Origin of the sequence: Pyxidicoccus fallax, assembly GCF_012933655.1 — a bacterium.
Classification (GTDB): Bacteria; Myxococcota; Myxococcia; order Myxococcales; family Myxococcaceae; genus Myxococcus; species Myxococcus fallax.
Genome location: NZ_JABBJJ010000128.1, coordinates 13,842 through 31,956, shown reverse-complemented (window position 1 = coordinate 31,956; position 18,115 = coordinate 13,842). Strand labels below are relative to the sequence as shown.

The following is an 18,115-nucleotide window of genomic DNA, read 5'->3' as shown; positions in this document are numbered from 1 at the left end:
CGCCCCGCCCATGTCCCCCCGCAAAGTGAAGTCGAAGAAGGCCCCGGCCCTGCCTGGGTCCCAGGCGCCCGAGCGCCCCGCGCGAGTCAGCCGCACCCCACGCGCGAAGAAGCCTGTCGCCAAGAAGACGGTGGCCATCCTGTCCCGCAAGCGGTCGCTGTACTCCACGCGCCGGCTGGTGGAGGCCGTGAAGCAGCGCGGGCACCGCCCGCTCGTGTTCGACACGCTGCGCTGCTGCCTGCTGCTGGCCGCGGGCAAGCCGCGGATGACGTACCGGGGCGCGGAGGTGCGCGGCGTGGACGTGGTGGTGCCGCGCATCGGCGCGTCGATTACGGCCTACGGGCTGGCGGTGGTGAACCACTTCGAGATGATGGGCGTGCCCGTCCTCAACCCGCCCACGGCCATTGCCCGCAGCCGCGACAAGCTGCGCGCGCTGCAGTTCCTCGCCACGTCCGGGCTGGACATCCCCCGCACCGTCATGGCGCATGACCGCAGCAACGTGCGCCGGCTGGTGGAGGAGGTGGGCGGGTTGCCCGTCATCATCAAGCTCATCAAGGGCACCCAGGGCGTGGGGGTGATGATTGCCCACACGCTGCCGGAGGTGCAGACCATCCTCGACACCTTCTGGGACCTGGGTCAGGAAATCGTCCTCCAGGAGTTCGTCGCGGAGAGCGAGGGGCGCGACGTGCGGGCGCTCGTCGTGGGCGACAAGGTGGTCGGCGCGATGCGGCGCAAGGCGAAGAAGGGCGAGTTCCGCTCCAACATCCACCGTGGCGGCGAGGGGCAGGCAATCGAGCTTCCGGCCTCGTACGTGGAGGCGGCCGTGAAGGCCGCGCGCATCATCGGCCTGGAGGTGGCGGGCGTGGACATGCTGGAGGGGCACGCCGGCCCCCGCCTGATGGAGATCAACTCCAGCCCGGGCTTCGAGGGGCTGGAGGGAGCGACGGACGAGGACATCGCGGGGGCCATCATCGACCACGCGCTCGTCTACGCGGAGACCCGTGCGGGGCGGCTGAGGACACCGGGCGGGTGAGCACGACGCCGTGCGTGCGAGGCTGCCCGCACGCCGGGAAGCAGGCGGGCAACCTGCGGAAGGTGCCTCGTTTGCTCCTCAGGAACTCAGGAATGCACTTCACGCCCGCTTGTCTTCGGGAGTTGGCAGAGGCGCGTGGAGCCTTCTAATCTCGTCGCCCTCAATGAAAACGCTGCACAAGCCGCTGCAGATCACCGTCTACCAGGACGTGCTTTGTGCCTGGTGCTACCTCGCCGATCAGCGCCTGGAGCTGTTGCGCCAGGAGTTCGGTGAGGTCCTCCGTTGGAGCGTCAGGCCGTATCCGCTGCGCATCCACGACGCGCTTCCCACGGAGCGCGAGAAGCGCGGCCTGGTGGAGGAGGTGCAGCGTGCGATGCGCGAGCCCGACCCCGCCGCGCGCCTTCTCACCACGGACCTGTGGCTCGGGGGAGATCCTCCGCGCACCAGCGTGCCGGCGCTCGCGGCGCTCGAGGCCGCGCGGCTCCAGGGCCCGCAGGCGCGCGCGTTCCTCGCGCGCTCCATGCAGCGCGCCGCGCTGGAGCAGGGCATCAACGTGTCACGCACGGATGTCGTGTTCGAGCTGGCGTCGCGCGTGGGCCTGGCGATGAACGAGTTCTCCGCCGCGTTCCGCTCGGAGGAGACGCGCCGGCTCATCCTCGACGAGCACCGCGACGCGGCCAACCGCGGCGTGCGCGGCGTGCCCACGCTGGTCATCGGCGGCCGCTGGATGCTGTGCGGCCTGCGCGAGCTGACCGAGTACCGCGAGCACATCCTCGCGTGCCTCGGCAAGACCGCCGCGCCGCGCTCGGGTTCTCCCGAGCGGCTCGTGCACTGAAGCTCGCCCCGTCGAATCCCCCGCCGAGCCCGCGCCTCGCGTCGCGGGCTCCGGGGCCCTTCACGCGCTCAGGCCTCGTCGGCGCCGTTGCGCAGCGTCAGGTAGAGCCCCGCCACCATCAGGTTGAAGAAGCCGGCGGCGGGAATCATGCCCACGCAGCACGCGAAGACGCCGGCAAGCATCGCGAGGGAGCCGAGCAGCACGGTGCCCACCATGGGCAGGCGCTCCCCGCGCGCGTAGGCGAAGCAGCGGCGCAGGGTGCCCATGGCGGTGGGGTTCTCCGTGTGCGCCAGCTCCGGCTGCACCAGCAGCAGCGGCGTGATGAGCCACAGGCCCGGGAAGATGTAGAGCGCGACGGCCACGAGGCCCGCCGCGATGAAGCCCGGGGCCAGTGAGGCCACATCCTCCACCACCTGACCGGAGGGATTGGGCCCGTTCAGCGCGGTCCAGTCGATGCCGTCGAGCGCGCCGAGGCCCACCGTGGCGGCCAGCGTGCCGAGCCCGGCGCCGACGACGACGAGGAGCAGCGGCAGCATCAGCGCGAACATCAGCAGCGTGGTGAGCAGGTACGGCACCGTCTTGTGGAGCTGGCTGAAGATGCGCATCAGGTCCGCCTTCCCCCCGTTCAGCACGTCCATGAGCATGCGCATGAAGCCGATGGACACCACGCCCTGCACCACCGTGGACGCGATGTACCCGACGATGGCGAACAGCACCGTGACGGCGATGTTGTCCACCACGCCGCCCATCATGGAGAGGATCTGCGAGACGATCTGCCCCGCGAAGGACGCGGCGATGACGACGAGCACGCCGACGGAGACCATCACCCACTCGCGCTTGAAGGCCTCCCAACAGGCGTCCATCAACGTGCTGACCGTCCACGTGTCGCGGCGGAGCGCAAAGGTGTGGCGCACCCCCGCGCGCTCGCAGCAGCCGGGGCACAGGGCCTGCGTGCCGCCCACGCTGCACGTGTCACACATGAAGTTGCCGCAGCGCGTGCACGTGCTCGCCGCCGCCTGCCCCGGGTGAAGCGCGCAGAGCGCCCTCGTCCCCCCTCCGAAGTCCATCTCCGCCATGATTGCTGGCTCCTCATGCGGCCGACCTCCAGTCCACCCGGCGGGGGCCGCGCACAGCTACACCTACACCATGGGGGAGAGTGTCCACCAGAGGACAGGAGTGGGTATCCTGGGAGCCACAAGGCACGGCGGCCGGGGGCGTGGATTCACGGTGTGAATTTCCTTCAGGCCCGCCCGTCTACCCGTACGTGGTTGCGCAGGTGGAAGGTCTCACGGTCCACTCCGCCCCCAGGAGATTCCCATGCGTCGCTTGCTCGCACTCGCCATCCCGCTCGCCCTGATGATGGGGACCGGCTGCGTGGCCCATGTCCATGATGGCCACTACCGAACCCGGACGGTGGACGTCGTCGAATACAGCTACTCGGGTGACCACCCGGTTCCGGACGACTACGGCGGGGGCTGGTGCGGGGACGTGCACGTGCACGTGCACGACTACCGTCCCACGACGACGTACTACGTCTACACGGACAGCGTGTACCACTACCGGGGCCCGTCGGTGATCTGGTACTGGGACTACCACCCGCACGCGCACGGCGGTTACTGCAACCTGACCGGGCGCCACTCCCACGACTACTACCCCACGTCGCGCGGCGGCTACCGCTACGACCGCAGCCGCGGCTACGTGTGGGACCGCTCGCACCGCGCCACCCCCGTGTACGGCTGGGCGCGGCAGGCGTCTCGCCCGGCGTCGCAGCCCGTGCGCAACAACTACCGGGACAATGACAACTCGTACGGCCGCCGGCCGCCTCCGTCCGGCACCGGCTACGGCACCCGCCCGCCGCGCGGCGACGACGGCGGCTGGGGCACCGGCGGCAACTCCGGTGGCGGCTACGGCAGCGGCTCCAGCGGGAACAACGGCAACGGCGGCGGCTGGGGCAACAGCGGCGGCAACAGCGACGGCTCCGGTAATGGCCATGGCCGCCCGGGCCGCGGCAAGGACGACGACGACCGCGGCAACGGCGGCGGCTACGGCGGCCGTGGCAACGACGACCGCGGCAACAACGGCAACGGCGGCCGTGGCAACAGCGACGACCGCGGCAACAGCAGCAACGGTGGCGGCTGGGGCAACAGCGGCGGCAACAGCAACGGCAACAGCTCCGGCGGTGGCTACAGCCCGCCGTCGGGTCGCGGCAACAGCGGCGGCCGGGGTGAGAGCAACAGCGGCAGCCGCTGGGATGGCGGTGGCGGCCGGAGCTCCAGCGGCGGCGGCAGCAGCTGGGGCGGTGGCAGCAGCGGCGGCTCGCGCTCCAGCTCCGGCGGTGGTGACTCCTCCCGCGGCGGCCGCTCCTCGAAGGGCGGCGGCAACGGCGGCGGCTGGCGCTGACGCGTAGCAACCACGAAGGCTGATGGGTTTCCGACACCGGGCCCCCTCCCTGTTCACCACGGACAGGAGGGCCGCCCGGTGTCGCGTTTTCGCGGGTCGGCGCGCGCGAGTGCCGTCAGGCAGGGGACGGACGGCGGGTGGGGTGGATTGCCGCCGTGAGGGTGCGTGGAAATCTTGCCGGCCGATGAAGCGTCCTTTCTTGATTGCCACCTGTGTCCTGCTGGGGCTCGCGTCGGGCTGTGGCTCCGACGGCGCGACTCCCGACCCGGGCGTCCGCACCGAGGACGCCGAGGCGGTGGACCTGGACAACCTTCGCATCCGCGTCCGCGGCCGGGCGGAGGTGCTGCCCGAGGCCACTCGCCTGCTCGAAGCCCGCGGCCAGCCGGTGCCCTCGCTGGCGGGAGTGCCCGTCACCATCGAGGAGCCGCTGCGCGTCGCGGTGAATGACGCGAACGCCACCTTCGGCGCTGGCGCGCTGGCCGAGGCCGGAGACTTCGACGTGAACGAGGTGCCCGTGCGCGAGGTGCACCAGAGCCTCGCGGTGGGGCTCTCCGCGCCGGGGCTCGTGCGCACGGCCACCGTCATCTACGACACGACCTTCACCGGCGGACGGCCGCGCACCGACCTCATCGACGCGCGAGCCTGGGCGCTGCCGGAGGCCTTCCACGACGCGCTCACCGCCGCCCTGGGCGAGTCCCGCCTGCGCGGCCACACCGGCGACAAGGCCACCACGCTGCGCGACGCGGGCTTCGTGCTGGGCCGCGTGGTGGATGCGAACGGCCACCCGGTGGCGGGCATGCGCGTGACGCTGGACCGGAGCGAACTGGCCGACCGCGTCTACTACCCCACCGCGGACTTCAGCGGCGTGGGCCAGGACGGCACCGGCGCGGACGGCCTGTTCCTCTACGTCCACTCCGCGGGCGACGCGGAGACGTTCCGCCTGAGCGTGGACGGCGCGGACACCTACGTCCCGCGCAACGTGGGCGCCGCGCCCGGCTGGGGCCTGGTGCTCACCGTCTACCCGGGCCAGCACCCGCCTCCGTAGCGTCCGCGCGGCTGCCTTCGAGCCGGGGGCCCGTCCTCCCGCTCGCCATCCGGACCTCCAGCCATGCCGGCCCGGGGCGCTTGCGGCTTCGCGTCCCGGTCACGAGGTTGGGCGCCATGGAGCCACGGGTCATCCCGGTGGGCGGGACGCTCCCGCCACGCACGCACGCGGTCCTCCGCCTTCCTCGCTGGAAGGCCCTCCGGAAGCGGCTCCAGTGGCTACCCGAGGACCGCTACCTCCGTGAACAGGTCATCGCATCGACCGTGTCGATGGTCGGTGTCACCGTGGCGCTGTTCCTGGCGCCGGGGGTGAACGGGCTGCTCGCAGGCTGGGCGGCCAGCGCGGGCCTGGGCGGCCGCCGCTCACTGGGGCCGGCGGTCGTCGCCTCGGTGTTCGCCTCGCTGGGGCTGTGGCTCATCCTGGGCCCCGGGGGCATGCCCATCCTGGGCCTGTACCCGGGCGTCGACACGGGCGAGGCCGTGCTGCTGTCGGTGGCGGGGCTGCTGACGGGCACCGCGCTGCGCGGCCTGCTCGCGTGGGCCTGGGCCTTCCGTCCGTGGAAGACGCGAGGCCGAGGCACCTGCTGACCTTCGCGCGCCTTCCCGCCAACGCCCTGCCCCACCGGCCGATGGCGGAAGCCCTCGCGCGACGCATGCCTCTCCGGGGCATCCCATCGATGGAAGGGGCCCTGCCCTGACCGGCGCCACGGGCCGGCCGCGGGCCCATGCGTTCCGGGGGGACGCCATCGATGAGCTGGACCGGGAGGTCCCAGAGTCGTATCGCGGCCGGGGTCCGCGCGCTGGCCTGGCTCGCGGCGCTGGGCATCCCTGTCCTGGGCGCGTTGGCCCTCGTGGGCCAGGCCTGGGGCCCGCCGGGTTCGGGGGTGGCGCTGGCCGGCCTTCCCGCGACGTCGCCCCAGAGCAGCTTCGCGCTGCTGCTCGGCGGCCTGGCGCTGGGCCTGAGGCTGCCCCGCCGTTCCTCCCCGCTCCGCGAGTGGCTGGCGGTGGCCTGCGCGTTGGGCATGACGGCGGTGGGCGCGGTGAGCCTCGTGCAGGACCTGATGGGGCTGAGCGCGATGACGCCCACCCTGCTGACGCGGCTGCTGGTCGGCGCGGAGCCGCGGGTGCACCGCTCCTCGCCCCTCACCTCCAGCTGCCTGGTGCTGCTGGGCCCCGCGCTGGTGCTGCTGGGACGTGCCGAGCGGTGGCACACCTTGAAGGATGTCCTCACCCTGCTGGCCATGCTGGGCGCGCTCCTGGGGTTCAACGGCCTGCTGCTCGGCCCCGTGGTGGAGGCAAGCCCCCTGCCCTTCCTCTCGTGGCGCAGCATGAGCCTGCCCGCCGCGCTGGCGCTGCTCGTCCTCGGCCTGGGGACGCTGGGCGCGCAGCCCGGACAGGGGCTCATGGCCCGCGTCTCCCGGGACACGCTCGGCGCGTTCCTCGCCCGCCGGCTCGTGCCCGTGGCGCTGCTGGGCCCGCCGCTGCTGGGCGTGGCCCTGGTGCTGCTGAACGGCGCGGGCGCCATCAACCGCGAAGCGGAGTTCCCCATCTTCGCCACCGTGGTGAGCGCCGCGGGCACGGCGCTGGTGCTGCTGTCCGCGCGGACCGTGGACGCGCTGGAGGCCCGGCGGCGGCAGGCGCTCGCGGAGGCGGAGCGTCAGCGCGGCCTCCTCCAGACGGTGCTGAACCACGCGCCGGTGGGCGTCATCTTCGTGGACCTGTCGAGCGACCGGGTGGTGTCCAACAGGGTGGCGGACGCGATGTTCGAGCTGCGCCTGTCCGAGGGGAACCGGGCGAGGTACCTGGAGCGGCTGCGGCACGCGGACGGGCGGCCGGTGCGCCAGGAGGAGCTGACGTCCACGCGAGCGGCCCGGACGGACGACGCGGCGGGGCCGGACGAGTACCTCATCGTCCACCCCGACGGCCGCACGCTCCCGGTGCTGGTGACGGCGGCCCCCGTTCCCGCCAGCGCCTCCGGCGAGGGACGCGGCGTCGTGGTCAGCATGCAGGACCTGACCACCCGCCGCGAGCTGGAGCGGCTGCGCGAGGAGTACGTGAGCCTCATCTCGCATGACCTGCGCAACCCGCTCCACACCATCTCCCTGCGGGTGAGCCTGCTCCAGCGCTGGCTGCGCGAGCGGCACCTGTCCCGCGAGGAGGGACTGACGACGACCATCCTCGGCAGCGTGGCCTGGATGAGCTCCATGATTGAAGAGCTGATGGAGGGCTCGCGGCTGGAGGCCGGACGGGACACGCTGCGCCGCGAGCCGAGGGACGTGGTGCGCTTCCTGGAGGAGGTGATGGAGCGGGACCTGGCGCCGGACCTGCGCGAGCGCTTCCGCCTGGAGGTGGCCGGGCCGGTGCCACCCGTCTGGATGGACGCACCGCGACTGGAGCGGGTGCTGGCCAACCTGCTGGGCAACGCCGCGAAGTACAGCCCCCCGCCCCTGCCCGTGGTGGTGCGCGCGCGGGTGGAGGACGCGTGGGTGGTGGTGTCGGTCAGCGACCAGGGCGCGGGCCTGTCCTCCGAGGACGCGGCGCACGTCTTCGACAAGTACTTCCGGACCCGGAAGGGCAGCGCGTCGGACGCGCAGGGGCTGGGACTGGGGCTCTACATCAGCCGCCTCATCGTGGAGGCGCACGGCGGCCGCATCTGGGTGGAGAGCGAGCCCGGCCGGGGCGCCGTCTTCTGCTTCAGCCTGCCGGTGGGCCCTCCGCGCGAGACGCCCCTCCCCGGCCCGTTGCCCGAGGGCGCCGGGCCGGGGGAGCGCGCCTGACGCCTTCAGCGCCGGGCCACCCAGCGCGGCAGCCAGTCCGGGCCCTTCGCGGTGGTGAGCCGCGTCTGCCCGGTGCCGTCCGCGCGCATGAGGTACACGTCCGTCTCCCCGTCGCGCTCGGAGACGAAGGCCAGGTACTTCCCGTCCGGGCTCCACGCCGGCATGTCGTCGCGGTGCTTGCCGTCCGTCAGCGCCACCGGCGCGCCACCCGCCACCGGCACCACCCAGATGCGGCTTCTGCCCTCCGGCAGCCGGCTGACGTACGCCAGGCGCTTCCCGTCCGGGCTCCACGCCGCCTCGCGCTCGTCGCCCTCGAAGGCGGTGCCGGACACCGGCCGGATGTCCGCGCCGTCCGGGCGCACGAGGTACAGGCGCTCGCGCTCCTCGCGGTCGCTGACGAAGACGAGCCACTTCCCATCCGGGCTCCACACGGGCGTGCGGTCCTCCCGGTGGAAGGCGGTGATGCGCCGCTCCTCGGTGCCGTCCGCGCGCGCCACGTAGATTTCGGGGTCGCCCTCGCGACTGCACACGTAGGCCACTTCCTTTCCGTCCGGCGACACCGCCGGCTCGAAGCAGCCCTGCTTCACCTGCGTCAGTGGCACCTCCGGCGCGCCCTCGCGCGGCTCGAGCCGCACCACGTCGCTGAAGCCCTTCGCGTCCGACTCGGCCACCAGCCACGCGCCGTCCGGCGACCAGCTCGCGTTGCGCGCCCGCGCCCGGGGCGCATGCAGCGGCACCGCGGCCCCGCCGTCCAGCGGCACCACGCGCAGCTGCTGGAAGTGGAGCCCGCTCTGCTCGCGCACGGACACCACCAGCAGCGACTTCCCGTCTGGCGACGGCGGGCCGGGGTAGTCGTCCTCCGCGCCGCGCGTCACCTGCGTCTCCGTCCCGTCCGCGCCCACCAGCCACACGTCCTTCTGCCCCGCCCGCTCCGACAGGAAGGCCACCACGCCCGGAATGGCGCGTGTCTCTTCCGTCGAAAGCGGCCCGGCGCCAGACGCCCCGCCACACCGGCCGGAGCACCCGACGCCGAGCACGGCGAGCGCGGTGACGACCCGCGCCCGCCACGGCCAGGAACGCTGCATCCGTTCGAGGCCCCGCATCGTCATGTCAGCGGACCTGGATGGCGTCCGCCATGACGACGTAGCCCGAGCCCGTCCACCGGCTCAGCTGCACCTTGTTCCAGCCGGCCGGGAAGCTCCAGGTGCCCAGCGTGTTCCAGCGGCCGCCGTTGATCTGCTGGTTCACGTTCACCGTGACGTTGCCCGACGAGGTGGTGACGATGAAGGGCGCGGTCGGAGAGCGGTTGGTGCCCGCCACCCACCACGCGTCGATGGTCTTCGTGGCCGCCGCGGGCAGGTAGAACTCGAAGACGGCCGGCGCGGAGACGGCCTCGGTGGCGGCGAAGTAGTAGCCGCTGCCGTAGTAGCCCGCGCTGGTGCCCTGCGACCAGCTGCCCACCACCGAGAAGCGCGCGTTGGAGGTGTTGGTGTGGCTGTCGACGACGATGGCGCCCGAGGGCGTGCCGCCGTCACCGCAGAGGCTCTTGATGCGGCTGATGTACGTGGACCACGGCCAGTTGGGACCCGGGTCCGTGCGGGACGCGGGCTGCAGGCGGCCGTGCGCCACGATGTGGTAGCTGTCGCGGACGATGCCCCGGCCCTTGGAGATGTCGCAGGACAGCTTCGCCGAGGACTCAATCTGGCCGGAGGGGAACGAGGCCTGGCTGGCGTAGCCGCCGTGCTCGATGCCCACGGAGAAGTGGTTCACCGACAGGCCCTCGTTGCCGCACAGCACGCGGCCGTTGAGGTCGCAGTCGTAGCTGGCGCCCACGTGCCAGGCGCGGTTGGCCTCGGACACGAGCTGCGAAATCTCGCTGCCGCTCTCGTTCACCACGTAGTGCGCGCTGACACCGGCGGCGGAGTTGGTCAGCCAGCCCCAGCAGCCCGAGTAGCCACCCTCACACGTGTGGATGACAATCATCGAGATGTCCGTGCCCGCCGGACGCGCGTTGTAGTTGGGCGACGGCCGCCAGATGGAGGCGGCATAGTCCGGGCCGGCCGCGAAGGCGCGCAGCTTCGGCAGCGCGAACTTCGCCTCGACGGCGGAGGGCGCCAGCGAGACGGCGACCTTGCCCTCGGGGGTGAGGGCCGTGGCACCCTCGGCGAGGACGGCGTACAGCTCCTCGTGGATGTAGTGCGCCTGGATGTCCGGGTCGGCGATGTCCGTCAGGCGGACGGCCACCGGGGCCCACGCGCCCAGGTCCGCGCGGTCGATGCCCGCCTCGGCGGCGAACTTCGACAGCAGCGCGGCGCCGGCACGCAGGTTGGCGCGCGGCTCGGTGCGCACGGCCTCGGCGGACTCGCCGGCCAGCAGCGCGCCGTCCTCGATGAGCTGGCCGCGCAGGCCCAGCACGCCGTGCGCCGCGGGACGGCCCTCGAACTCCTCCTCACCGCGGATGTTCTCGAAGCGCGTCTCCGCGTAGGAGATGGCCTTGAGCAGGTTCACCGGCACGTCGAACTCGGCGGCGGCCTCGGCGAACACCGCGTCCAGCTCGTGCGGCGTGCGGCGGGAGGCGTCCTGCTGCGTCTCGGTGGCCGGAGTCTCGGAGGCCGGGGGCGCCTCCGGCGCCGGAGCCTCCGGCTGGGGGCCGCAGGCTGCCAGGGCCATGGCCGCGGCGGTCGCCGCGAATGTCTTTCGGAACACGTGCACTTGGAACTCCTTCGAGGGGGGTCAGCAGCTCCACGCTCCGCCCCCACCTTCGGGAGCGGCGCAGGGGCCGGCCTTCAGCAGCATCCGTGCCAGCCTCGCGCTCCCCGAGAGAGCCTTCTTCCCGGATTCCAGGTGGAGCACGCATGCTCCACTCCCGTGTCAAGAAATCCGCGACGAACCCGTGACGAGGTGCCTCGCAAGGCCATGGAATTACAGGAATCGAACCCTCGCCGACACCTGGGTCAGGTGTCCCACTGCCCCACGCGTGTCGCAGTGTCTGAATTCAAGACGACCGTGGCGTAAACTTTCTTTACGTTTTTCCGATGACTCTTCCTTTTTGGCGTGGGGCCGCACGGGCGGGTCCTGGCCGCCCCTCCGGAAGGCGGGGTGGGAAGCACTTCGGACAGCGTGGCGTTGCCGACAGGGGCGAAGGCTTCCGCTATGAGGAGGACATGCGGCTCTTCGGCATTGGCGACACGCACCTGCCCTCCACGCGGCAGAAGGACATGCACCGCTTCGGGTGGACGGACCACCCCCTTCCCCTGCAGCGGGCGTGGGACGAGCGGGTGCGCCCGGAGGACGTGGTCATCGTCGCGGGGGACATCTCGTGGGGCACGCGGCCGCACGAGGTGCTGGAGGATTTGGCGTGGCTGGACGCGCGGCCGGGCCGCAAGGTGCTGGTGCGCGGCAACCATGACTACTGGTGGGGCGACTCGGCCTCGAAGCTGCGCAAGCTCCTGGAGCCGTACCGCACGCTGGAGGGCTTCCTCCACAACAGCGCCGTCGTCATGGGCCCGTGGGTGATTGCCGGCAGCCGGCTGTGGACGGCGCCCGAGGCTCCGCCCATGCCCGGCGGGGAGATGGGCGACGAGCCCATCGACCTGGGCTACGTGGAGCGCGAGACGCGCCGGCTGGCGGCTTCATTCGACGACGCGAGAAAGAAGGAGGCGGCCAGCCCCACGCCGCTGGTGCGCGTGGTGGCGGTGCACTTCCCGCCGGTGTACGCCAACCAGAAGGCCACCGCCTTCAGCGAGCCGATTGAGGCGTTCCAGCCGAAGGTGTGCGTGTATGGGCACCTGCACGCGGAGGGCATCTCCGCGGGCTTCACGGGGGAGCGCGCCGGGGTGCGCTACGTGCTGGCGTCATGTGACGCGGCGCGCTTCGCGCCGGTGCTGCTCGACGAGGTGTGAGCGTCGGGCAGTCCAGCTATGTTCCCGCCCCCCCGTGCCCAGGGCCGAGGGCGGGGAGCAGGAGTGGAGTCATGCCGTCCAACAAGGCGGAGCTCGCCGTGCGCATCGCCGCCGCCCAACCCGGCGACTCGGTGCGAGGACTGTTCTTCAAGACGGTCTTCAGCCTCATCCAGCAGCACGCGGGACCCGCGGCGCTGGAGTCGGTGCGCGTCGACGCGCTGGCGACGAACTACTCGGACCTGCGCACGTACCCGGTGCAGGACTTCCTGACGCTGATGTACCGCGCGGCGGACGTGCTCGAGGCCACGGTGGGGCCGGAGAACGCGGTGTTCCACGCGTGCGGAGAGACGGGCGTCACCCGCTATGCCACGGGCCCGGGCATGCTCATCTTCGGCATCATCTCCCGGGGCGACCCGCAGAAGCTCTTCGCGGGCGCGCAGATGGGTTACAGCGCGGCCGTCAGCTACGGCAGCCGGGAGTACCTCTCCACGGGGCCGAAGTCCGGCACGCTGCGCGTACGAAGGGACATGCTGCCACCCGCGTATCACGAGGGCATCCTGACCGGCGCGCTGAAGGTGTTGGGATTGAAGGGTACGGCTCGGGCCCACGCGCACGACATCGACCGCGTGGATTACGACATCGAGTGGGGATGAGCAGGGCCTCGCGAGGGGCCGCTGAACTCAGTCCACGCGGGTGAAGGTGACGTCGAGGCTGGCGACGACGCGCTCGCCGACGGAGGCCTGGCAGGTGAAGGTGTGGTCGTTGCCGTCCACGGAGCGGCGCTGCGCGCCGAAGACCACCGTCTGGCCGGCGAAGGCGAGGCTGTCCGCGGACAGGCGCACGTCCTTGGCGAGGCAGCGCGCCCAGGGCGCACCCTCCAGGCGGCGCAGCAGCGTGGTGGCCACGCGAGTCATGCCGCTGGCCACGATGGCCACCGGCATCACCGGGTGCAGGGCGAAGTGGCCCTTGCACATCTCCGGCGTCACGGGGCCGAGGGTGGCGTTGAGGGACTCACCGTCCGGGCGCCAGTCGCGCAGGGCGAGCGGCTTGCTGTACGGGTTGGTCCGCAGCTTGGCCCACTCCTCGGGGGTGCGCTGGATGCCGTCGTCGCGGCGCGGCTCGCGGCGCATCTCCTGGCGGGCCTCGCCGAACAGGCGGGTGAAGGCGGCGGCGGACAGGACGTTGTAGTCCACCTCGAGGCGGAACAGCGGGGTGCCATCCTCCAGCGACAGCAGCGTGCGCGCGGTGGCGGTGCGCTTGCCGGTGAACTCGGCCTGGGCCAGGCCCCACAGCAGCTCGGTGGAGCGCGGCATGGCCTCCTTGCGCAGCCACTGCCCGCGGGCGCCGCACGCCAGGTAGAAGTGCTGGCCGTCCTTCGGCGTCACCAGCGCGGACGCGCACGAGCCGAGGATGGCCAGGTGCCGCCCGGACTCCGCCAGGCTGATGGGGCCGGCCTCCGCGTCCGGGTCCTGCTGCACCGGAATCCGCGCCACCACCTCACCCTGCCCCATCACCGTCACGTCCTTCAGCGCGAAGTACGGGTCGCGAACGCAGATGCGCGGGTACAGCTCCTGCGCCGTCAGCACCGTGTGCGCCGGCAGGTTGTTCAGCGAGCGCATCTCCGTCTGCGGCTGGGTCCAGGACGCGCCCGGAGCGGCGGAGGAGGAGACGATCGAGGGGGCAGCGACGGAGGCGGTATCGAGCATGGGGGGGCTGACCTCTTTTTGGACACAGGGTGCCGGTGGACACCTGAATGCTTTGTAACCGAGCAGCCGTCCGCTGGTACAGTTATTTTTTCGCCGGGACGAAAAATTCTTTCCAGGGCACCCGATTTCACGGAATCAGCCGGTAAAATTCCATCTACACGGAAATTCCGACGGGCTTCCTGCGACCCGCGTTTCGACGAGGCGGGAAAAAAGCCTCTCCGACGCAAGGAGTCAAGCAGGCTCTGGGTTAGTCGTCACCCGGCAACTATCAAGTGTCCTTGAGTGAATCCGAGCACTTGCTGGCACGGGAGGACGAGGCTCCCCGCAGTCCCATTTTGGACGGCCCTGCACGAATACGGTGGGGCGGGACGGACCTGGCTGTTGGGCTACCAGGGGGTGTCGCGGAAGTCCTTGAGGAAGCGGCCGTACACGGGCCGCCCCTGGACGCCCTGGACGATGGGGTCGCAGACGCGGGCGGCGGCATCGGCGCCGTCGAGGGGTGGAGAGAAGCCCTCTTCTTCCATGCGGCGGCGGCGCGGCTCGGGGTTCTCGTTGGAGATCCACCCGGGGTCCACGCTGTTCATGTAGATGCCGTCGCGGGCGTAGTCCTCGGCCGAGGTGCGCGTCATCATGTTGAGCGCCGCCTTGGCCATGTTGGTGTGCGGGTGGAAGACCGTCTTCCCCTGGCGCTCGAACTGGCCCTCCACCGCCGAGACGTTGACGATGTAGCGATCCGGGAACGGGGAGCGCGCGAGGAGCGGCTTCAGCCGGCCGTTGAGCAGGAACGGGGCGATGGCGTTGACGAGCTGCGCCTCCAGGACCTCCACGGGCGGGATTTCCTCCAGGCGCTGGACCCAGGCGTTGACGTCCCCGGTGTCATGGGGCACGGCCTGGGGGATGAGGCCGGTGAGCGGCGGCGCTCCCGTCGCGGCGAGGCCCGAAACCCCGCCCAAGGGCCACGCGTCCCCGGCGGTCAGCTCGGGGCTCCCCGACGGAGCCAGCGTCGCGCCCGAGGCGACGAGGCCGGGGAGCCCGACCGCGGGCAGCGCATCCTCGATAGCGAAGCCTGGGGACTCCCGGACGAGGGAGAGCGTGGAGGTGTCGAGGACGCGAGCCAGCTCGCGCTCCCCGGTGAGAAGCGCGGTGCCCTGCTCGGGGGTGAGGCGCACCGTCTGGGCGGCGTTGTTGACGAGGATGTCCAGGTGCGGCTCGGTGGCGCACAGGTGCTCGGCGAAGGCGAGGACGCGCTGGGGGAAGCGCAGGTCCAGCTCGTGGAGGACGAGGCGCTCGCGCCACCGGGCGAAGTCGGGCTCGCGGGAGAAGCGGAGCGCGGCGTCCCGGGGGAAGCGTGAGGTGACGTGGACGTGCGCGCCGTCTCGCAAGAGCCGCAGCGCGACGTGGAAGCCCACCTTGATGCGGCCGCCCGTCACCAGGGCGCGGCGGCCCTCCAGGGAGACGTGCTGGGCGCGGCGGGACTCGCTCAGCTCGGCGCAGGCGGGGCAGAGGGAGAGGTACACGGGGTGGAGCCGGGTGAAGCGCTCCTTGCACACATAGCAGCGCCGCGATCGCAGGACGTGGGCCGGGGGCTCCGAGTCCTGGGGCGTGGCGAGGTCGCGGACTCCGTTCTCCTCGCGCCGGGCGGACTGGAGGGCCTGGACGGTGGCGCGGTCTGTTTCCCGGGTGACGCGGCCGCGCTCCCGGCGCAGGCGCTTCTTCATGCCCCGCTGCACCTGGGTGGCGGCGCGCTCCACCGTCAGGCGCACGGGGTGGTCATCCGGGAGCAGGGCCACGGCGCGCAGCACGTCGAGGCACCGGGCCACGTCCTCGGGTGAGGGTTCGGGTGCTGGCGTCTCGTCCCTCTTCATCCGCGTCCATTCCGAGCGAGCAAGGTGTCCGAGCGGGGGCCGGCCGGATTCGAACCAGCGTCCTCCGTGCAAGCAGCTCGGCGCGACAACCTCTGCGCTACGGCCTCCGCCCGGACGGGGATAGCCGTACCGCGAGGGGAGAGCGGGAGGCAAGCCAGGTGCCCGGTGGGAGGCCGGCCGGAGTCGAACCGACGTCCTCCGCATTGCAAATGCGGCGCGACAACCTCTGCGCTACGGCCCCCACGCGAGCGGCTCCGGACGTACCGCGCGTGCGCGGCGCGGAGCAAGGGGCGCGGGGGACGGGGTAGTGCGGGATGTGACAGGGGCACGGTGCCCGGGTGGAAGGCTGCCGGATTCGAACCGGCGTCCTCCGGATTCGTATTCCGGCGCGTCAACCTCTGCGCTACGGCTCCCACCCGAGCGGGCTCAGCGTCGCGCGGGTGGTGTCAGTGCACAAGCCGGACTTTGGGAGTGTGCTGACTCAGAGCCAGTGCTGGATGTCGGGGTACTTCTCCAGCACAGCGAGGCAGTGTTTGTTGATGAGCATCGCCGCGGCTGGGCTCCTGGCCGCGTCCATGAACCAGCCGAAGACGCTCGCGAAGGGATGACCGCAGATGATGCGCTGGACCTCGCGAGCGCGCATCCAGTCCTGGTGCGAACAGGCGTGGTCGTAGGCCACGAGGAAGGACTGAAGCGCGCCCCATGCATCCCTGCGGCCTTTCTCCAGGATGTGCCGGGCCAGCCCGAACACCTCGATGCTCTTCTCCCCCTTGGGCGTCCGATGCACGAGCTTGCCGGTGCGCCCCGACAGGCTCAGGTGGTCTCGTGGCTCCTCCACCGTCGGGTCGACGAGGAGCGGTGCTCCTGCCGCATCCAAGGGGAACTGTTCCCGCTTGTGGTTGCTGTTACAGGTGCTGCACGCGAGCAGGTAGTTCGCCCAGGTGAAGGCCTTGTCGGGGTACGTCGCCTTCGGCCAGAAGTGCTCGATGTCCGTGCCCGCGCTGTCCTCGCAGTACATGCAGCGCTCGTGACCCGAGGACATGAGCTCCAAGGTCGCTCGAATCTCGTCGAACGCACGGCCCTTCTGGTCCCAGAGACGTCGCGCTTCCTCGCTCCTATCCGGAGCCGCGAGCACTTTCTGGGTCCGTCCGGCGAGGAACTGCATGGCCTCGGGACTGAGCGGCTCCCGATCCAGCTTCCTCATTTATCGAGTCCGAGGTTCCGGACGGCGCGGTCCACGAGCGCGCTTCCTGTGTCCGGCAATTGAGCCGACAGGCGCTCGAACTCCGTGCGTTCTTCCTCGGTGGCCTTGCCGTTCATGAGTCGGACTTCGAGCTCTGCAACACGCGTGCGCAGCTTCTCCGACTCCTCGGAGTGGACGTGCTCAAGACCGAAGAGCTCCGTCAGCACGGCCTCGTCTACGGTGCCATTCACAACGGTGCGGAACAGGTCGTCAGAGACGTGCTCGGCGGTGCGCTCCTCGCCGGGAGCGGGGAGGCGGATGAGTCCCTTCGGGTCTGCAGCCTGGCAGACGAACGGGCTGTGCGTGGTGACGATGAACTGGATGTTGGGGAAGTGCCGCTTGAGCCAAAACCCAATGTTCCGCTGCCAGGAGACGTGCAGGTGCAATTCGACTTCATCGATGAGCACGACGCCCGGATAGGGCACGCACCACGTGCCGTTCTGTTGGACGAGTTTGAACTCCTGGTAGGTCAGCTGAAGTTGCCGAGCGAGGTCCAATACGAACGCGGCTATCGTGCGGTAACCGTCACTCATGGCGTTCAAAGGGAAATTGAGTTTCCCCTGCGTCACCCAGAGTCCTTCAGAATCAATATTGGTAATCCGAGTAGACTCCGGCAGCAGCCCATCGTTCAAGAGAGCGATCACACTCTCAACGAGTTCCTCCGCACCGGTCTTCTTTTCCAAGCGCCGGAGGTGGTGTTCCCTGAGCCAATGGATGCTTTCAACCAGCGAAACATCCTCGCGAAACAAGCTGGCCAATCGATTGAACTGGGTAGGGAGGATTGGGCCACGCGGCGTCTCATAGCTGCTCGCGAGTCTCCGGTAGGGACCATAGCCCGCAATGAACCAGCCTTGTGGGTTGAGAGCCCAAGGCCCATCCAAAATCAGCCTTGCGGAGGATGTGTCCAACACTCCGGACGGACCACCGAAAGTACTGTCGGGCTCCATCCCTTCCGAGGACTGCACCAAGCCCCATTCTAGGACCGGAGCACGATCAAATAGCTTGGTCTCACGACTGAAGCGGTCCCTTTCCGGATCCCTGATGACCTCCACTTTGGCAAACCCGCGCGTGTGCCCCTCGCGCAACCAACCTGCAAAGGTCTGCTGCAGGGCTCTACTGACATCTGGTCCGGTCGCGGCGAAAGCAATGGCTTTGAGCAAAGTAGACTTGCCAGCGCCATTGCGTCCGGCGAGTACCGTCCATCCAGCATGGCGCCCATCCGGCCGCCTCAGGTCAAGGTTGACCTTGAGCGCTCCCGAGCGGAAGCACCGGATGTTCTCGCTCTCGACTCGGCTCAGGTACATGCCGCG

General features: G+C 70.7%; 15 protein-coding genes and 2 tRNA genes. 8 read left to right on the top strand and 9 right to left on the bottom strand.

Annotated features, from left to right (window positions below):
• The first annotated feature begins 10 nt into the window (after positions 1-10).
• On the top strand, positions 11-1,033 hold the full coding sequence (locus HG543_RS25740) for an ATP-grasp domain-containing protein (RefSeq protein WP_169347502.1): 1,023 nt from the start codon (positions 11-13) through the stop codon (positions 1,031-1,033).
• 163 nt (positions 1,034-1,196) lie between these two features.
• Complete coding sequence (locus HG543_RS25735; RefSeq protein WP_169347501.1) at positions 1,197-1,868, top strand: DsbA family oxidoreductase; 672 nt, start codon at positions 1,197-1,199, stop codon at positions 1,866-1,868.
• A 68-nt stretch (positions 1,869-1,936) separates the two neighbouring features.
• On the opposite strand, the gene HG543_RS25730 is transcribed toward HG543_RS25735, so the two are convergent.
• Positions 1,937-2,944, bottom strand: coding sequence for a hypothetical protein (locus tag HG543_RS25730; protein ID WP_169347500.1), 1,008 nt, complete (start codon positions 2,942-2,944; stop codon positions 1,937-1,939).
• A gap of 241 nt (positions 2,945-3,185) precedes the next feature.
• Between HG543_RS25730 and HG543_RS25725 the strand changes: the two genes are divergently transcribed.
• The 4 genes from HG543_RS25725 (at position 3,186) to HG543_RS25710 (ending at position 8,089) form a co-directional block, all read left to right on the top strand.
• A complete protein-coding gene (locus tag HG543_RS25725) occupies positions 3,186-4,268 on the top strand; it encodes a hypothetical protein (protein WP_169347499.1) in 1,083 nt (360 codons plus the stop codon).
• A 184-nt stretch (positions 4,269-4,452) separates the two neighbouring features.
• Positions 4,453-5,313, top strand: coding sequence for a carboxypeptidase regulatory-like domain-containing protein (locus HG543_RS25720; RefSeq protein WP_169347498.1), 861 nt, complete (start codon positions 4,453-4,455; stop codon positions 5,311-5,313).
• A 116-nt stretch (positions 5,314-5,429) separates the two neighbouring features.
• A complete protein-coding gene (locus tag HG543_RS25715) occupies positions 5,430-5,900 on the top strand; it encodes a hypothetical protein (RefSeq protein WP_169347497.1) in 471 nt (156 codons plus the stop codon).
• 161 nt (positions 5,901-6,061) lie between these two features.
• The gene (locus HG543_RS25710) at positions 6,062-8,089 is read left to right on the top strand and encodes a PAS domain-containing protein (protein ID WP_246357292.1); all 2,028 of its coding nucleotides are present in this window, start codon (positions 6,062-6,064) and stop codon (positions 8,087-8,089) included.
• Positions 8,090-8,094: 5 nt separating this feature from the next.
• On the opposite strand, the gene HG543_RS25705 is transcribed toward HG543_RS25710, so the two are convergent.
• Both HG543_RS25705 and HG543_RS25700 read right to left on the bottom strand, forming a co-directional pair.
• The gene (locus HG543_RS25705; RefSeq protein ID WP_169347504.1) at positions 8,095-9,192 is read right to left on the bottom strand and encodes a TolB family protein; all 1,098 of its coding nucleotides are present in this window, start codon (positions 9,190-9,192) and stop codon (positions 8,095-8,097) included.
• A 7-nt stretch (positions 9,193-9,199) separates the two neighbouring features.
• On the bottom strand, positions 9,200-10,795 hold the full coding sequence (locus HG543_RS25700) for a golvesin C-terminal-like domain-containing protein (protein ID WP_343073434.1): 1,596 nt from the start codon (positions 10,793-10,795) through the stop codon (positions 9,200-9,202).
• Between the two features lie 458 nt (positions 10,796-11,253).
• Between HG543_RS25700 and HG543_RS25695 the strand changes: the two genes are divergently transcribed.
• Together HG543_RS25695 and HG543_RS25690 are read left to right on the top strand one after the other, a co-directional pair.
• On the top strand, positions 11,254-11,991 hold the full coding sequence (locus tag HG543_RS25695; protein ID WP_169347495.1) for a metallophosphoesterase: 738 nt from the start codon (positions 11,254-11,256) through the stop codon (positions 11,989-11,991).
• Positions 11,992-12,062: 71 nt separating this feature from the next.
• Positions 12,063-12,644, top strand: a complete 582-nt coding sequence (locus HG543_RS25690) for a TIGR02265 family protein (protein WP_169347494.1) — start codon at positions 12,063-12,065, stop codon at positions 12,642-12,644.
• 27 nt (positions 12,645-12,671) lie between these two features.
• Here the strand turns inward: HG543_RS25690 and HG543_RS25685 are convergent, their stop codons facing one another.
• The 6 genes from HG543_RS25685 to HG543_RS25660 all read right to left on the bottom strand — a co-directional run bounded on the left by HG543_RS25685 (position 12,672) and on the right by HG543_RS25660 (position 18,109).
• Entirely contained in the window at positions 12,672-13,697 is a 1,026-nt protein-coding gene (locus HG543_RS25685; protein ID WP_169347493.1) for a hypothetical protein, read from the bottom strand.
• A gap of 386 nt (positions 13,698-14,083) precedes the next feature.
• The gene (locus HG543_RS25680; RefSeq protein ID WP_169347492.1) at positions 14,084-15,562 is read right to left on the bottom strand and encodes an SDR family NAD(P)-dependent oxidoreductase; all 1,479 of its coding nucleotides are present in this window, start codon (positions 15,560-15,562) and stop codon (positions 14,084-14,086) included.
• A gap of 34 nt (positions 15,563-15,596) precedes the next feature.
• Positions 15,597-15,669: transfer RNA gene (locus tag HG543_RS25675), tRNA-OTHER, on the bottom strand.
• A gap of 61 nt (positions 15,670-15,730) precedes the next feature.
• Positions 15,731-15,803 (bottom strand) — tRNA-Ala (locus HG543_RS25670).
• A gap of 240 nt (positions 15,804-16,043) precedes the next feature.
• On the bottom strand, positions 16,044-16,766 hold the full coding sequence (locus tag HG543_RS25665) for an HNH endonuclease family protein (RefSeq protein ID WP_169347491.1): 723 nt from the start codon (positions 16,764-16,766) through the stop codon (positions 16,044-16,046).
• Entirely contained in the window at positions 16,763-18,109 is a 1,347-nt protein-coding gene (locus HG543_RS25660) for an AAA family ATPase (RefSeq protein WP_169347490.1), read from the bottom strand. Before HG543_RS25660 ends, HG543_RS25665 begins: the two co-directional genes overlap by 4 nt.
• Positions 18,110-18,115 lie beyond the last annotated feature (6 nt).